At 35.1% G+C, this 13544-nt stretch carries 13 protein-coding genes, 1 other RNA gene and 1 pseudogene; 12 read left to right on the top strand and 3 right to left on the bottom strand.

The features are described from left to right. Positions 1-106: 106 nt before the first annotated feature. From secG to I7822_RS20010, 10 genes and pseudogenes are all read left to right on the top strand, one after another. The gene (gene secG / locus I7822_RS20055; protein ID WP_066329173.1) at positions 107-340 is read left to right on the top strand and encodes a preprotein translocase subunit SecG; all 234 of its coding nucleotides are present in this window, start codon (positions 107-109) and stop codon (positions 338-340) included. Positions 341-542: 202 nt separating this feature from the next. Further along, on the top strand, positions 543-1283 hold the full coding sequence (locus tag I7822_RS20050) for an alpha/beta hydrolase (protein WP_207980851.1): 741 nt from the start codon (positions 543-545) through the stop codon (positions 1281-1283). Between the two features lie 15 nt (positions 1284-1298). Continuing rightward, positions 1299-3656 (top strand): ribonuclease R, encoded by a 2358-nt coding sequence (gene rnr, locus I7822_RS20045; RefSeq protein ID WP_207980850.1) that lies wholly within the window; start codon positions 1299-1301, stop codon positions 3654-3656. A 424-nt stretch (positions 3657-4080) separates the two neighbouring features. Further along, a complete protein-coding gene (smpB, locus tag I7822_RS20040) occupies positions 4081-4548 on the top strand; it encodes an SsrA-binding protein SmpB (protein WP_066329164.1) in 468 nt (155 codons plus the stop codon). A gap of 204 nt (positions 4549-4752) precedes the next feature. After that, positions 4753-5092: a transfer-messenger RNA gene (gene ssrA / locus I7822_RS20035) on the top strand. A gap of 541 nt (positions 5093-5633) precedes the next feature. After that, positions 5634-5882 (top strand): annotated as a pseudogene (locus tag I7822_RS20030) (MFS transporter); the annotation flags it as partial. Between the two features lie 408 nt (positions 5883-6290). Further along, entirely contained in the window at positions 6291-6740 is a 450-nt protein-coding gene (locus tag I7822_RS20025; RefSeq protein ID WP_207980849.1) for an AraC family transcriptional regulator, read from the top strand. 257 nt (positions 6741-6997) lie between these two features. Continuing rightward, positions 6998-7405, top strand: coding sequence for an NUDIX hydrolase (locus I7822_RS20020; protein ID WP_207980848.1), 408 nt, complete (start codon positions 6998-7000; stop codon positions 7403-7405). 88 nt (positions 7406-7493) lie between these two features. Continuing rightward, the gene (locus tag I7822_RS20015) at positions 7494-7976 is read left to right on the top strand and encodes an NUDIX hydrolase (protein WP_207980847.1); all 483 of its coding nucleotides are present in this window, start codon (positions 7494-7496) and stop codon (positions 7974-7976) included. A gap of 274 nt (positions 7977-8250) precedes the next feature. After that, complete coding sequence (locus I7822_RS20010; protein ID WP_207980846.1) at positions 8251-8802, top strand: acyl-CoA thioesterase; 552 nt, start codon at positions 8251-8253, stop codon at positions 8800-8802. A 499-nt stretch (positions 8803-9301) separates the two neighbouring features. Here the strand turns inward: I7822_RS20010 and I7822_RS20005 are convergent, their stop codons facing one another. Next, the gene (locus I7822_RS20005; protein ID WP_207980845.1) at positions 9302-9787 is read right to left on the bottom strand and encodes a hypothetical protein; all 486 of its coding nucleotides are present in this window, start codon (positions 9785-9787) and stop codon (positions 9302-9304) included. 223 nt (positions 9788-10010) lie between these two features. Between I7822_RS20005 and I7822_RS30720 the strand changes: the two genes are divergently transcribed. After that, complete coding sequence (locus I7822_RS30720) at positions 10011-10109, top strand: hypothetical protein (protein ID WP_207980939.1); 99 nt, start codon at positions 10011-10013, stop codon at positions 10107-10109. A 224-nt stretch (positions 10110-10333) separates the two neighbouring features. Next, positions 10334-11434, top strand: a complete 1101-nt coding sequence (locus I7822_RS19995; protein WP_207980844.1) for a GerAB/ArcD/ProY family transporter — start codon at positions 10334-10336, stop codon at positions 11432-11434. Positions 11435-11822: 388 nt separating this feature from the next. Here I7822_RS19995 and I7822_RS19990 read toward each other — a convergent pair whose 3' ends face one another. Together I7822_RS19990 and I7822_RS19985 are read right to left on the bottom strand one after the other, a co-directional pair. Then, the gene (locus tag I7822_RS19990; protein WP_207980843.1) at positions 11823-12710 is read right to left on the bottom strand and encodes an AraC family transcriptional regulator; all 888 of its coding nucleotides are present in this window, start codon (positions 12708-12710) and stop codon (positions 11823-11825) included. A 484-nt stretch (positions 12711-13194) separates the two neighbouring features. Next, a partial coding sequence (locus I7822_RS19985; protein ID WP_207980842.1) for an IS3 family transposase occupies positions 13195-13544 on the bottom strand: 350 nt, incomplete at its 5' end.

Here is a 13544-nt window from a genome sequence, read left to right as displayed (position 1 = left end):
CGAATTTCTATCCATGAAGACAACCTAAACTTGTATTGTGAATTACGTATAGATATGATACATTAAAACTATCTAGTTGTGCGTATATCAGGAGGTGTCGTTTTTCATGCATACAGCATTAATTATCCTACTTGTTTTAGTATCAGTCGCTTTAATTACAGTTGTATTATTACAATCTGGTAAGAGTGCAGGTCTATCAGGTGCAATTTCTGGTGGTGCCGAGCAGCTTTTTGGTAAGCAAAAGGCTCGTGGTCTTGATTTAGTTTTACACCGTGCGACAGTTATTTTATCAGTGCTATTCTTTATTTTGACTATCTTGGTAGCATATATCGTTAAATAATCTTTAAAACAAAGGGTCTGAGCATCAGGCTCTTTTTTTATTAGAAAGAAATTCAAGCAAACCTTTTGGCTATAAATCAAACGTTTGTTTAAATAGATATATGACATTAAGCGTAGTGAAACATCTATTACAAGATGTACTACTGCAAGTTAAAGTGGGATAAACTAGTTAAAAGATCTTTATTTTGAAGGAGTTACTAAGAATGAAAAGAGTATTACCAAAGCCGTTTACGTTTGAGGGCGGAGAGAAAGCAGTTTTATTATTACATGGATTTACTGGGAATACAGCAGATGTACGGATGCTGGCTCGTTATTTAAGTGAAAGAGGCTATACTTGTCATGCACCACAATATAAGGGGCATGGTGTTCCCCCAGAAGAGTTAGTACATACAGGTCCTAAGGATTGGTGGCAAGATGTCCAGCAAGGCTATGATCACTTAAAGGATATGGGGTTTGAAAAGATAGCAGTAGGCGGTTTATCACTTGGCGGAGTGTTTTCCCTTAAATTAGGTTACACTGTACCTGTAAAGGGTATTGTCCCAATGTGTGCTCCAATGTATATAAAAAGCGAAGAAGTAATGTATCAAGGTGTTCTTGAGTATGCGAGAAATTATAAAAAGTTTGAAGGGAAATCACCAGATAAAATTGAAGAAGAAATGGAAGAGTTTGCGAAATCTCCGATGAACACATTAAAAGCTTTACAGGGGTTAATTGCAGACGTCCGTAATAATGTCGATATGATCTATTCCCCAACGTTTGTCGCACAAGGAAGACATGATCACATGATTAATACCGATAGTGCCAACATTATATATAACGAAGTAGAAACCGATCAAAAGCAAATAAAATGGTATGAGGAGTCTGGACATGTTCTTACACTTGATAAAGAACGCGACCAGCTGCATGAAGACGTCTACCAATTTCTAGAAAGCCTTGATTGGTAAAAAGGAGGATACTACATGGATCAAGAAATACAAGTACATATCAATAAACTACTAGCTTTCATGAAGGAAGAAGCATACAAGCCTCTTACCGTTCAAGAACTAGAGGAAGCCTTTGGAATAGAGGACTCAGCTGAATTTAAAGATTTTGTCAAAGCGTTAGTAGCGATGGAGGATCAAGGATTAGTCGTTAGAACGAGAAGTAACCGTTATGGCTTACCAGAAAAAATGAATTTATTAAAAGGGAAGCTTATCGGTCATGCTAAAGGCTTTGCTTTCGTAGACCCTGAAGATACTAGCTTAGATGATGTATTTATCCCACCTACCGAACTAAAAACAGCGATGCATGGTGATATTGTTTTAGTAAGAGTAAGCGCTAAGTCTGCAGGTGGATCACGTCAAGAAGGTACGATTATTCGTATTTTAGAACGAGGCGTAAAAGAAATTGTTGGGACATATACAGAAAGCAAAAATTTTGGTTTTGTTATTCCTGATGATAAAAAAATTGCCAATGATATTTTCATTCCCAAAAATGCTGCAAATGGGGCAGTAGAGGGCCATAAAGTTGTTGTAAAACTAACAACTTATCCTGAAGGACGTATGAGTGCAGAAGGTGAAGTAATTGATATTTTAGGTCATAAAAATGACCCTGGTGTTGATATTTTATCTGTTATTCATAAACATGGACTACCAGGTCCGTTTCCTGAAGAAGCCATCCAACAAGCAAACGATGTACCAGAGTCAATTAAAGAAGAAGATTTAAAAGACCGCCGTGATTTACGTAATGAAATAATTGTGACTATTGATGGAGCAGATGCAAAGGATTTAGATGATGCTGTTACCGTTCAAAAATTAGAAAATGGAAACTACAAACTAGGTGTTCACATTGCCGATGTAAGTCATTATGTAACAGAGCAGTCCCCAATTGACCGTGAAGCATTAGAGCGTGGGACAAGTGTGTACCTTGTAGACCGAGTAATCCCAATGATTCCTCATCGTCTCTCAAATGGAATATGTTCATTGAATCCAAAGGTAGATCGACTAACATTGTCATGTGAAATGGAAATCGATGAGGCAGGAACGGTTGTAAAACATGAGATCTTCCAAAGTGTCATTAAAACGACTGAACGGATGACCTACTCTGATGTAAAAAAAATCCTCGAAGATCGTGATGAGGCACTTTTACAAAAGTATGAAAAGCTTGTACCAATGTTTGAGCAAATGGGTGAACTTGCACAAATTCTACGTACAAAACGAATGAACCGTGGTGCAATAGATTTTGATTTTAAAGAAGCAAAGGTGCTTGTAAATGATGAAGGCCACCCACATGATGTTGTGATTCGAGAACGTTCGGTTGCAGAACGATTGATCGAAGAATTCATGTTATTAGCAAATGAAACAGTTGCCGAGCATTTTCACTGGATGAACGTGCCGTTTATTTATCGGATTCATGAAGACCCGAATACTGAAAAACTTCAGCGTTTCCTAGAGTTTATTACAAATTTCGGATACACGGTTAAAGGTTCTGCTAACGAAATCCATCCGAGAGCATTGCAAAATATTTTGGAGGAAGTAGCGGGAACACCGGAGGAAACGGTTATATCAACGGTTATGCTTCGTTCAATGAAGCAAGCAAAATATGACCCAGAAAGCCTAGGTCACTTTGGATTATCAACGGAATATTACACACATTTCACTTCACCAATCCGTCGTTATCCTGACTTAATTGTTCATCGCTTAATTCGAACATACTTAATTGAAGGCAAAGTCGATGAAGCGACCCGTTCAAGATGGGGAGAAAGCTTACCTGTCATTGCAGAACAAGCATCAAATATGGAACGAAGAGCGGTTGAAGCAGAGCGTGAAACAGATGAGTTGAAAAAGGCTGAATACATGCTTGATAAAATTGGCGAAGAATATGACGGCATGATCAGCTCAGTTACAAACTTTGGTATGTTTGTTGAGCTCCCAAATACAATTGAAGGTCTTGTTCATGTAAGCTATATGACGGATGACTATTATCGATATGATGAACGTCATTACGCAATGATTGGCGAACGTACTGGAAATGTGTATCGAATTGGTGATGAAACTACGGTCCGTGTCGTAAATGTCAATAAAGAAGAGCGCTCAATCGACTTTGAGATCGTTGGCATGAAGGGAACAAGAAGACCACAAGCAAAGGACAGGCCGAAGGTAATCATAGCTGGTAAAGGTCGAAAAGATTCAAATCAAAAAGGTACCAGAAACGGCAGTGGAAAAGATAAGGAAAAGGATAAGGATGGCGACTGGTCAACACGTCCACCACGAAAAAAGAAGAAAAAGCACTATGAAAATGCACCGAAAGCGAAGCGGAAAAAGAAAAAGAAAGCTTGATCATTTTAAAAGATGGGTCTGGCACAGACAACTTGTGTCAGACCCTCATTAAGTTGTAAAACAAATTTACTTTGGATAATAAAATGGGCGGGGCTGCGAAATCATTGGTAGTTGCAAAAATGTCGGGTATGCAGAATCATTGGAAGCTACAAAAAATTGCCGTGGCTGCAAATTATTGGGAGTTGCAAAAAAAATGACCTAAATTGCAAAAAAAATAATGAAAGTTACAAAATAATAACCTAAATTTGCAAAAAAACCAAGTAAGTTGCAAAAAAAAGATCAAAATTGCAAAAAAAACCATCTAAGTTCAATCATTTCATTCGTTTTTGTTCGAATTAACACGTACATATTGAGGAAAAGTCCAATTTTTGCTAAAATATAATTTATCGCTATCTGAAATAGCTATTAAAGGGAGGGTCAAGCAATGCCTAAAGGAACTGGAAAAGTATTAGCTCAAAACAAAAAGGCTAATCATGATTTCTCAATTGAAGAAACGTATGAAGCCGGCATTGTCCTTCAAGGTACTGAAATAAAATCAATACGTAATGGCCGAGTACAATTAAAGGATTCCTTCGCACGAGTGGAACATGGGGAAGTATATTTGCACAATATGCACATTAGTCCATATGAGCAGGGGAATCGTTATAACCATGAACCATTACGCACAAGAAAGCTCTTATTGCATAGACGTGAAATTGTAAAGTTAATAGGTGCTACGAAAGAAGAAGGCTATGCACTAGTACCATTAAAAATGTATTTGAAAAATGGTTATGCTAAAGTGTTAATAGGCCTTGGTAAGGGTAAAAGGAAATACGATAAACGTGAGGATTTAAAGAAAAAAGAAGCTAAGCGTGATATCGAACGTGCCTTTAGAGAACGTCAAAAGGAATAGTAGGAAAAACCTTACAATTGCATTCTTGTATCAGTCTGTTATAATAGATTTTGTAAGACAGTCACTTACAACTCTGATGGCAGATTAACACGTCATCAAAAATGAAGGTTAATTCCTTCACAACAATTTCATAAGCAATTAAGCTTTAACTGCTTTATCTCCCGTATTCCCTAGCTGGTATAATACGGCTTATCATGGGGACGTTACGGATTCGACAGGGGTAGTTCGAGCTTAGGTTGCGGGCCGAAGGGATCGTCTTCGTTAAAACGTCACGCCAATAATAACTGGCAAAACTAACAATAACTTAGCTTTCGCAGCTTAATAACTGCGTAGCTGTTCCTCCCTCCATCGTCCATGTGGTAGGGTAAGGGACTCACTCTTAGTGGACTACGCCTAATTCCTCCGTCTGGGGATGATGGAAGAGACCAATCAGACTAGCTGCTCTGACGCCTGTCGATAGGCATAGGAGTTAGCGAAACTGCGAATATATCGACTACGCTCGTAGACGCTTAAGTGGCGATGTTTCTGGACGTGGGTTCGATTAGTTATTAGTCGCCTTATGTGGTAACACATAAGTGAAAATTCGGCTTTATCGGTGAAACCTAAGTCACAAAAATGTGATAGGGCAATGCCGAGCGGTATGTGGAGTAATCCAACAGCCGTGTATCGACTTATAGGCTGCCATGATTGGTAGTACTAGGATACGAAAACCTGCCTGATTCATTACAGGTAAATCAATGTTTCGTATAAGACGCCGAAGGACCTGTATCTGTCAGGTTCAAGATATAGTCAGTGCCATGTCGAAAGTATGGAATAGCACGTCCCACCGTCTCCACCAAATACATATTTGGTGGTTTTTGTTTTGTCTGTGACTTGAACCATAATTTTGCCGTTTTGGCAATGATATGCTTCAATAAACCTTTGGCGAAAATATGCTTTAAAGTAATAAACTGTAGAGATAAAACTCTACAGTTATTTTTGTTTTGTAACATTAATCAGGAAATTGTGTGATATCATAATGCTTTAAATTTTCTTTAAAATAGTTAAAATGACTGTCGATTAATCTTATATATTAAATAAAAACATGGAACTTTGGCTTAATTAGCGGAACGGCTCTCATCATAGATGCTACACATCCATCGATTCGTGCAAAAGCACAGGGATCGGTTGATGTCTTGATTGCATTATCAGGTGCTTCAGGCAGTGCGTTATCAGGAATGGTGGTCGCTCATTCTAGTTATACAGTACTATCACTTGCTGGAGCTCTTCTCTCACTTCTGCTTATTCCTGTAGTGGTTTGGTCTTGTAAGGCTCATAGCAAAGAGCTGATATAAAGTTTTCCTTATACCTATCCTTTTAATTAATTAATCAGTATCAATGCAGAATTTTATCTGGCAAGGATGATTAGGTTCCAATGAATAAAGGCAGCTTTCGGTCAGAAATCGAAAGCTGCCTTTGTTGTATACCCTCGTCTAGTTTAGTAAATTAAGGTATCAATTATATCTTTTATGGAGGTGTTTTGCATTTATATATGATTTTCCTATTAAACCTGGTTCGTTAGTGGAACAAGAAAAATAGCTGCCGCAGCAACCAAATCTTTAACTTTTGCTAACTTTATTTGAAAAAACATTATTTTACAAAATTTCAAAAATTTTTAAATAATAAAATGTATATATTTTTAAAGCATGCTACATTCGTAAATGTAACAAATAAATAAAAATGAAGAAGGGAAGAAAGAGTCTATGAAATTTAAAGTCGAAACACTACCAAACTATCGCATCGCTTATGTACGACGAGTTGGTCCATATGGTCCTGCAAATGTTGAAGTAATGGAGAAGTTAAAAAAATGGGCTAAGGAGAAAAATCTACTTAAATCGGCAATTCTACTTGCAATCCCACAAGATAACCCTGAGACAACACTTCCTGAAAACTGTAGATTTGATGCTTGTATTGTGATATCAGAAGATTATCAAATGGATGATTCAATGAGAAAAAGGGAACTTTCTGGTGGGAAATACCTTATTTACGAAGTCAAACATACAGCAGAAGATATTCAAAAAGCATACGCGTATATTTTTTCATCTCTACAAAACAATGGATATCAAATTGATAACAAACCCATTTTCGAAAGATACACTGATGATATGATTAATAACCCTTCTTGCGAAATATGCGTACCGGTAAATCCGTAATCGTTTGATTAGTTTTTTCTTGCATGTATTTATCATTAAAAAAAATATCGATAAGTGAAACTGATAAAGTAATGTCTGCTCAGAATCAAGAAATAGAATTAGTCAATCAAAGCCAAAAAACAATAAAAAGAAAAGCCCAATTTCACTAAATTTGGTTTTTCTTTTTGTATTAACTAAAATATTTAACTTAAGGAGGATTACTATACAAAATTATAGAATTGACACAAATAAAGCATTAACTTTTATGGAGGTTAAATATGTCACCACCCAAACATATTGTATCAGCAGCTACTATTGTATTAAATAATCAAAATGAAATTTTATTAATTAAAGGCCCGCGTAGAGGATGGGAAATGCCTGGTGGGCAGGTTGAAGAAGGGGAATCGTTAAAGGACGCTGCTATTAGAGAAACAAAGGAAGAATCGGGTATTGATATTGAAGTAGTTAGATTTTGTGGTGTATTTCAGAATGTAAGGGGATCAATATGTAATACATTGTTTTTGGGTGTACCTATAGGTGGAGAATTAACAACTAGTTCTGAAAGTTTAGAAGTAGGTTTTTTTCCAATAACAAAGGCACTAGAGATGGTCACCTGGAAAAATTTCCGGCAAAGAATAGAATATTGTCTAAACGACAGTCTTCAACCCTTTTATGTTGAATTCTAATGTAACGTATGTAGGAAAGCACCAATAAATAAAAAATCAAATACTCTAAAACTTGAAGTGATTTTTAAGGTTGGGGAGGGGGGATTTTTTGGAGCAGTGGGATTTATATGACAAGAATAGGAATAAGACAAATAGGACTCATAAACGTGGAAATCAATTAAAGGGAGGCTATTATCATATAGTTGTTCATGTATGGATTAGAAATAATAAAGGTGAAATTCTCTTGACTAAACGTCATCCAGATAAGACTCACCCAAATCTATGGGAATGTACAGGGGGATCTATCTTAGCAGGAGAAGAGAGTCTTGAAGGCGCTTTACGAGAAGTAAAAGAAGAAATAGGGATAAGTTTATTAAGATCTAATGGTGGGTTAGTAAAAAGTGAACGACGTGATAAATATAATAATTTCTGTGATATATGGCTTTTTGACCAAAGTTTTGATCTATCAGCAACAGAGCTTCAGCAAGATGAGGTAAGTGATATTAAGTGGGTAACTAGCTCAGAACTTGATAGTATCTATAACTCAAATATGCTAGTACCTACCCTAAGTTATTATAAGGAAATCCTCTAATCTATCGATGTATGTTTGTAAATGTAGCATTCAACATTTTAAAATGTGAAGTTACTATAAGGTTGTTGAAAAAGAGGAAGTCTATGAAATTCAAAAGGGCAAAGATTAATGATGCTCCACATTGGGCGCTTTCCAGTAACAAGGATGAGCGCTTATTTTCATTATAGGTGATAGGTATTTTTACCTATTTTACTTACTGACTATAATATAACAACAAATTAATAATACATCTGTTATAATACAATTTATATTTACTATATTATGAGGTGATATTATGGATGCTAAACCCTGTAAACTTTCGCGTTGTGTCAAAGCCAATGTTGTTCTTCCACCAGATACGCAGCATCACCACACATTATTCGGTGGTAGACTCATGCAGTTAATAGATGAAGTGGCTGTATTATCTGCAACCCGCCATGCAAGAAGACCTTGTGTCACAGCTTCTACAGATTCCGTCGATTTCCTTTCCCCGGTTCGAGTAGGAGATTCAATCTGTTTAGTAGCTTATGTAACATGGACAAGCAGAACTTCGATGGAAGTCTTTATTCGCTCTACTGCTGAAGACTTGATGACAGGAGAAAGAAGAATTGCAGCGGTATCGTTCCAGACTCTTGTAGCTGTGGATGACAATGGAAAACCAGTGCCTGTACCAGAAGTAATCCCTGAGACAGAGGAAGAGGAGTATTTATTTAGAACTGCTCCGAAGCGTGCCATTTCACGAAAAAAACATAGGAAGGAAACAAAAGAACTAATTGAAACTTTAACTTTTATCAACACAAATCATCTTGATGTGAATGAACAGTTATATGGTGTTGTGACAGGATAAGCAGAATTGATAATCAAGCTTCGCTACTTTCCTACATTGTATTTGCTAATTTGTTTTGAAATTGATGGTGTTTATCGAATCTATTCCTTTACTCAAGAATAACGCCATTATAATTCTGAATATTTAAAATACATAATCGATAAAATATTAACATATGAAGGAACTAGTAGTGTAAATGGATCCTCAAACGGGAGGTGTTGACAAACTAAAGAGCCTTTTTAATAGACATAGAATATAGTGAATAAAAGTGAGATGAACACTACATTAGTAGATATTCATCTTCTTTTATGTTTGAAGGGACATTTGTCAACATCCCAAACGAAGATTCCTTTTCAGTGATGATAACATCGTATTTATGTAAACTAAATTTATATATCATATTCATAAGATACCTTGTGTCTTGTTTAACTATCTAAGGTAATATAATTCTAAAATATTAGACGTAAACTCCATAACAAATTAGTTCTATGCAGGCTCAAGGTCATTTGATTACCTAAAATTATGACTCCCTTCGTATTAACCTTAAATGCCAAGGCAACCAAAAAGCAAAAACAATAATAAATACAGGGATAGACCACCAAGTATGCCATCCTTTTAACTTCATGTATCCAACTTGAACAAGCATCCATTCAGATAGGAAGGACAAAAGTGTAAAGAGAGTAACATATATCCATTTCTTTTCCTGTTTTAAATGGTTAAGAAATATTACAGCATAACAAGAAGGGATGATACCATAACTTATCAAATCACCAATTCCTTCTTGCTTTGGCTCACGGCCTAAATCAAAGACATCAAAGTAATTTAACATAAAGAACATATCTATTATTAATGCTACATAGCCAATCGTACCAAAGGTAAGATAAATTTCTTTCCAATTTAATCGTTTTGGCATGAAAAGTATGTAAATCAAAGCGATAATACATAAAGTAATTGGAAACCATATACCTTTTGCTGACAAATCTAAGTTTTGTATAAACTTTTCCATAGAATGTCTCCTTTAAGATGTCTAAAATCATTAAATATTATTTGTTAAATTAAAATAAATATGCTCATAAGCATTGAAAACATTGGTATTTCCTAAGTTTTATAATGAAAATATAGATAAAAGCAAATTCTAATTATTAAAAAAGAAGTGGAACATGAACGATCTTCCGCAATCAGGGGTATTAGCCGTAACAGAATGTTAAAGTGATATCTAAAAACTTAGAATATCTCTTAATAAAATAGTAGTATTTGGTGAGGTTTTTAATGAAATAGGATTATTTAAGCTATGTGGCTATCCCGTTGCAATGGGAAAAGTAATATGAGTATTATAGTACTTAGCAAAAGAAGTAACTGAAACCAACGATAATAATGGAGTGGCAAAAACTTTGGAAACTATCTTCACTTATTGAATAAGAACATCTTTATGAATGTCGCAATAGAATAGAAATTCTATTAACGGATAAAATAACCAAAATGAGTAAGGATCGTTACTGGTATTATATAAAGTTCCAACAAATAATTTTTCAATATCCTTTAGGGTGATAAAATGAAACACGAAAAAATAAGTCCTCTTCAGCTATTTTATGTGATACTGGGGTTTCAAATTGGTAATACTTTTGTTTTTGGATTAGGTGGAGAGGCAAAACAAGATGCTTGGTTAGTTATTTTGGTGTCTATGCTAGGTGGCTTTATCTTGATGTTAGTGTATACAAAATTATCGAACTATTATCCAGATGATACGCTGATCCAGATGATCCCAAAAATTATTGGGAAGTTTTTGGCCATCCCATTTATTTTGATTTATATCAGCTATTTTACATATTTAGCTGCTCGAGCTTGTAGAGATTTCGCTGAAATTCTCGCTGCATCAATCTTAGTCGAAACCCCACTGGTATTTGTAATAGGTAGTTTTATGGTATTAATTGTATATTGTTTTCGAGGTGGAATTGAAACATTCAGCAGAATGGGAGAAGCCGTTATTCCTTCCTATATTATGGCCTTGAGTATCATTTGGGTTCTGTTATTAACTGTTAAAGAATTTGATATAAACAATCTTTCCCCTATTTTAGGAAATGGCCCAAAACCAATTTTAAAAGAAGTATTTCCAAAAGTATTAACCTTTCCATTCGGAGAGTCAATCATCATTAGTATGTTTTTCCCTTATTTAAACAATATGGGGAGAAAAAGAGCTGTAGGCATGGCAGCGATACTATTTACAGGTGTTTTAATGACAATAAATTTGATCATGGTTTTATCTGTATTAGGACCTGAAATATATAGCCAGGATTTTTTTCCTCTTCTTACTGCTGCTCGAATGGTTTCAATTGCAGATTTTCTGGAACGATTTGATGCATTGGTTATTTTAACGATGTTAGCTGGCGTGTTTTTTAAGATTGGTGGATGGACATTCGGTTCAGCTGTCGGGATTGCTCAATTATTTAAATTAAAACAAAATCGTTCTGTATTCCTTGGCCTAGGGACTATTATTACCCCATTATCCCTTTTAATCGCATCAAACCAAATTCGACATAATGAAATTGGGTTAGATTTTTTCACATTATACTTTCATATACCTTTGCAAATTGTTTTTCCGATATTGTTGCTCTGTATCGCATTTATTCGGAAAAAATTTAACCTCCTAGTATAAGAAGAACTGTGTTATGAAGTAAACAAACATAATTGGGTAGCTTTACAGCAAATAATCTAGCTTTGTGGAACTGATCGTTTCGGGGTGTAACAGCCAAAAAAGGGTTACTTATACTAAACTAAAGGCGCTTCATTCAAGCGCCTTTAGTATTTTTTAATAGGCTCTTTTCTAAGAGATTGTTGCTTTTAAAACAAAAACTAATTCAGGTTGATTGGAACGGATTGCGAGACTCCTGCGGGAGCAGCGGGACAGGTGAGACTCATGCAGGCGTTTACGCCGAGGAGGCTCACCGCCCGCCCCGCGGAAAGCGAGCATCTCTCACTGCAATCAACCACCGTATTACTTGGTAAATAGCAACAAAGTTTGTGAAAACAGCCTTTTAATATAATCAGTTCATCTTTTTACTGGTCTGTTGAGTATTTTCTTTTCTATAAACTGATGGAGTCATATTGATATATTTTTTGAAAATTCGATGAAAATGAGACATGCTTTCGAAACCACATATTTCAGCGATATGTGAAAGGGTATGATTCGTTTCTAATAAAAGTTCTTTAGCTTTAATAACTCTTTTCGTGTTCAGATACACTATTAACCCTATTCCGGTAGTTTCCTTGAATACTCTGCTGAAATGAGAGGGACTGACCAAGGATTTACTTGCGAGTTTTGTTAATGTTAATGGTTCACTTAGATGGTCATTTATATAGGTTAGAATGTCTGAAATCCAATCTGAACTATATGTACTTTTCTTTGTTATGTTCTCATTATTTTTCATCCGAGTGCGATATAAATCGATCAGAATTCTGTGAACAATAAGCAAGGATGCATGTTTGGAGCCTGGCTCAGTGCTTATTGTTTCTTGATAAATGTTTAGAAGTTGCTCTTCCATTTCTTTGCGCTTTTCTGATAGAAAGGATATTTTATAGTTTTTTAATTTCTTTGTAATATCAAACAAGTTTAAATAAGAAAAGGAATCATCCACAAAGTTATTATAAATTAATATTGGACTGAAAAAAATAATCGTTGATGTAACAGGATCGTCCTTATCGGGCATTGCTCGATGAATTGTATTGTTTGGGATCAAGAACACATCCCCTTGTTTCATATCATAAAGAACATCACCGATAAAAAAAGTCCCTTTGCCACCATAGACATAAACAATTTCATAATAATCATGCATATGATCAGACAGTTCCCTTTGAGGACTTTTCGTATCTTGATAAACAAAAGAAAAAGGAAAAAGCAAATCATTTTTGGAAACTTTTTGAAATGTTTTCATATACTCATCACCTGATAGTATATTACATCAAAAATGGCCATATTGTTTATTTGGATTATCCATCGTTAGAGGAAGCACACAAAGTATCTAAAGATGAAATTTTAGTTATCTACCGTGACTTGTTTAGAACTTCTGGAATCTGGCAATATCCTGAACTTCAAAGGTAAACCAAAAGCTAAAATCTTATAGGATATCGAACCTGAATATATCCCTTTTGTATAGACAGTTAGAAAAAACATACTGTCACACAAAAGGGATTTTTTAATACTAAAAAATAATATTATAAAACAACGTACTATAAAGAGTTCTGGGGCTTTTTTATAGTGTCATAACTCACAAGAATTGATACCGTTTTCTTACTACTATATTATCAAGGTATTATTGGGTGTCATAACTTAGTAAAAATAACTTAACAAATAGTAAAAAAGGATCTTCAAGTTGGTCTTATCCCCGTCAAGTAGACAATTAATAAAAGGTTCACTTATTAGGCAGCCTTAGCTCTATATTCAGTAGGCCTAAGGTTATTTAATTTTTTTTGAAAACGTTTATTGTTATAAAACTTAATATAATTTTTTACTGCTTCCTTAACCTCATTTGAACTCTCAAATTGGTATCGGTAAAAACATTCAGCTTTAAAGTGGCTAAAAAAACTCTCCATACATGCGTTATCTAAACAATTTCCTTTCCTAGACATACTTTGCTTAATATTGTATCTATTTAATAGTTTGTTATATCTTTTTGAGGTGTACTGGAATCCTTGATCGCTATGTAATAGGAGTCCTTTCACATCTCTTTTTTTTATGGCTTCTTTTACTGTATCAGCTACTAGTTTAA

The organism is Metabacillus bambusae (genome assembly GCF_017497975.1).
Classification (GTDB): Bacteria; Bacillota; Bacilli; order Bacillales; family Bacillaceae; genus Metabacillus; species Metabacillus bambusae.
This window is presented reverse-complemented; position numbering and strand designations above follow the sequence as displayed.

Bases quoted from the DNA above. Each gene is read 5' to 3' on its own strand.
- secG (WP_066329173.1), top strand. From the start codon at position 107: ATGCATACAGCATTAATTATCCTACTTGTTTTAGTATCAGTCGCTTTA.
- I7822_RS20050 (WP_207980851.1), top strand. From the start codon at position 543: ATGAAAAGAGTATTACCAAAGCCGTTTACGTTTGAGGGCGGAGAGAAA.
- rnr (WP_207980850.1), top strand. From the start codon at position 1,299: ATGGATCAAGAAATACAAGTACATATCAATAAACTACTAGCTTTCATG.
- smpB (WP_066329164.1), top strand. From the start codon at position 4,081: ATGCCTAAAGGAACTGGAAAAGTATTAGCTCAAAACAAAAAGGCTAAT.
- I7822_RS20025 (WP_207980849.1), top strand. From the start codon at position 6,291: ATGAAATTTAAAGTCGAAACACTACCAAACTATCGCATCGCTTATGTA.
- I7822_RS20020 (WP_207980848.1), top strand. From the start codon at position 6,998: ATGTCACCACCCAAACATATTGTATCAGCAGCTACTATTGTATTAAAT.
- I7822_RS20010 (WP_207980846.1), top strand. From the start codon at position 8,251: ATGGATGCTAAACCCTGTAAACTTTCGCGTTGTGTCAAAGCCAATGTT.
- I7822_RS20005 (WP_207980845.1), bottom strand. From the start codon at position 9,787: ATGGAAAAGTTTATACAAAACTTAGATTTGTCAGCAAAAGGTATATGG.
- I7822_RS19995 (WP_207980844.1), top strand. From the start codon at position 10,334: ATGAAACACGAAAAAATAAGTCCTCTTCAGCTATTTTATGTGATACTG.
- I7822_RS19990 (WP_207980843.1), bottom strand. From the start codon at position 12,710: ATGAAAACATTTCAAAAAGTTTCCAAAAATGATTTGCTTTTTCCTTTT.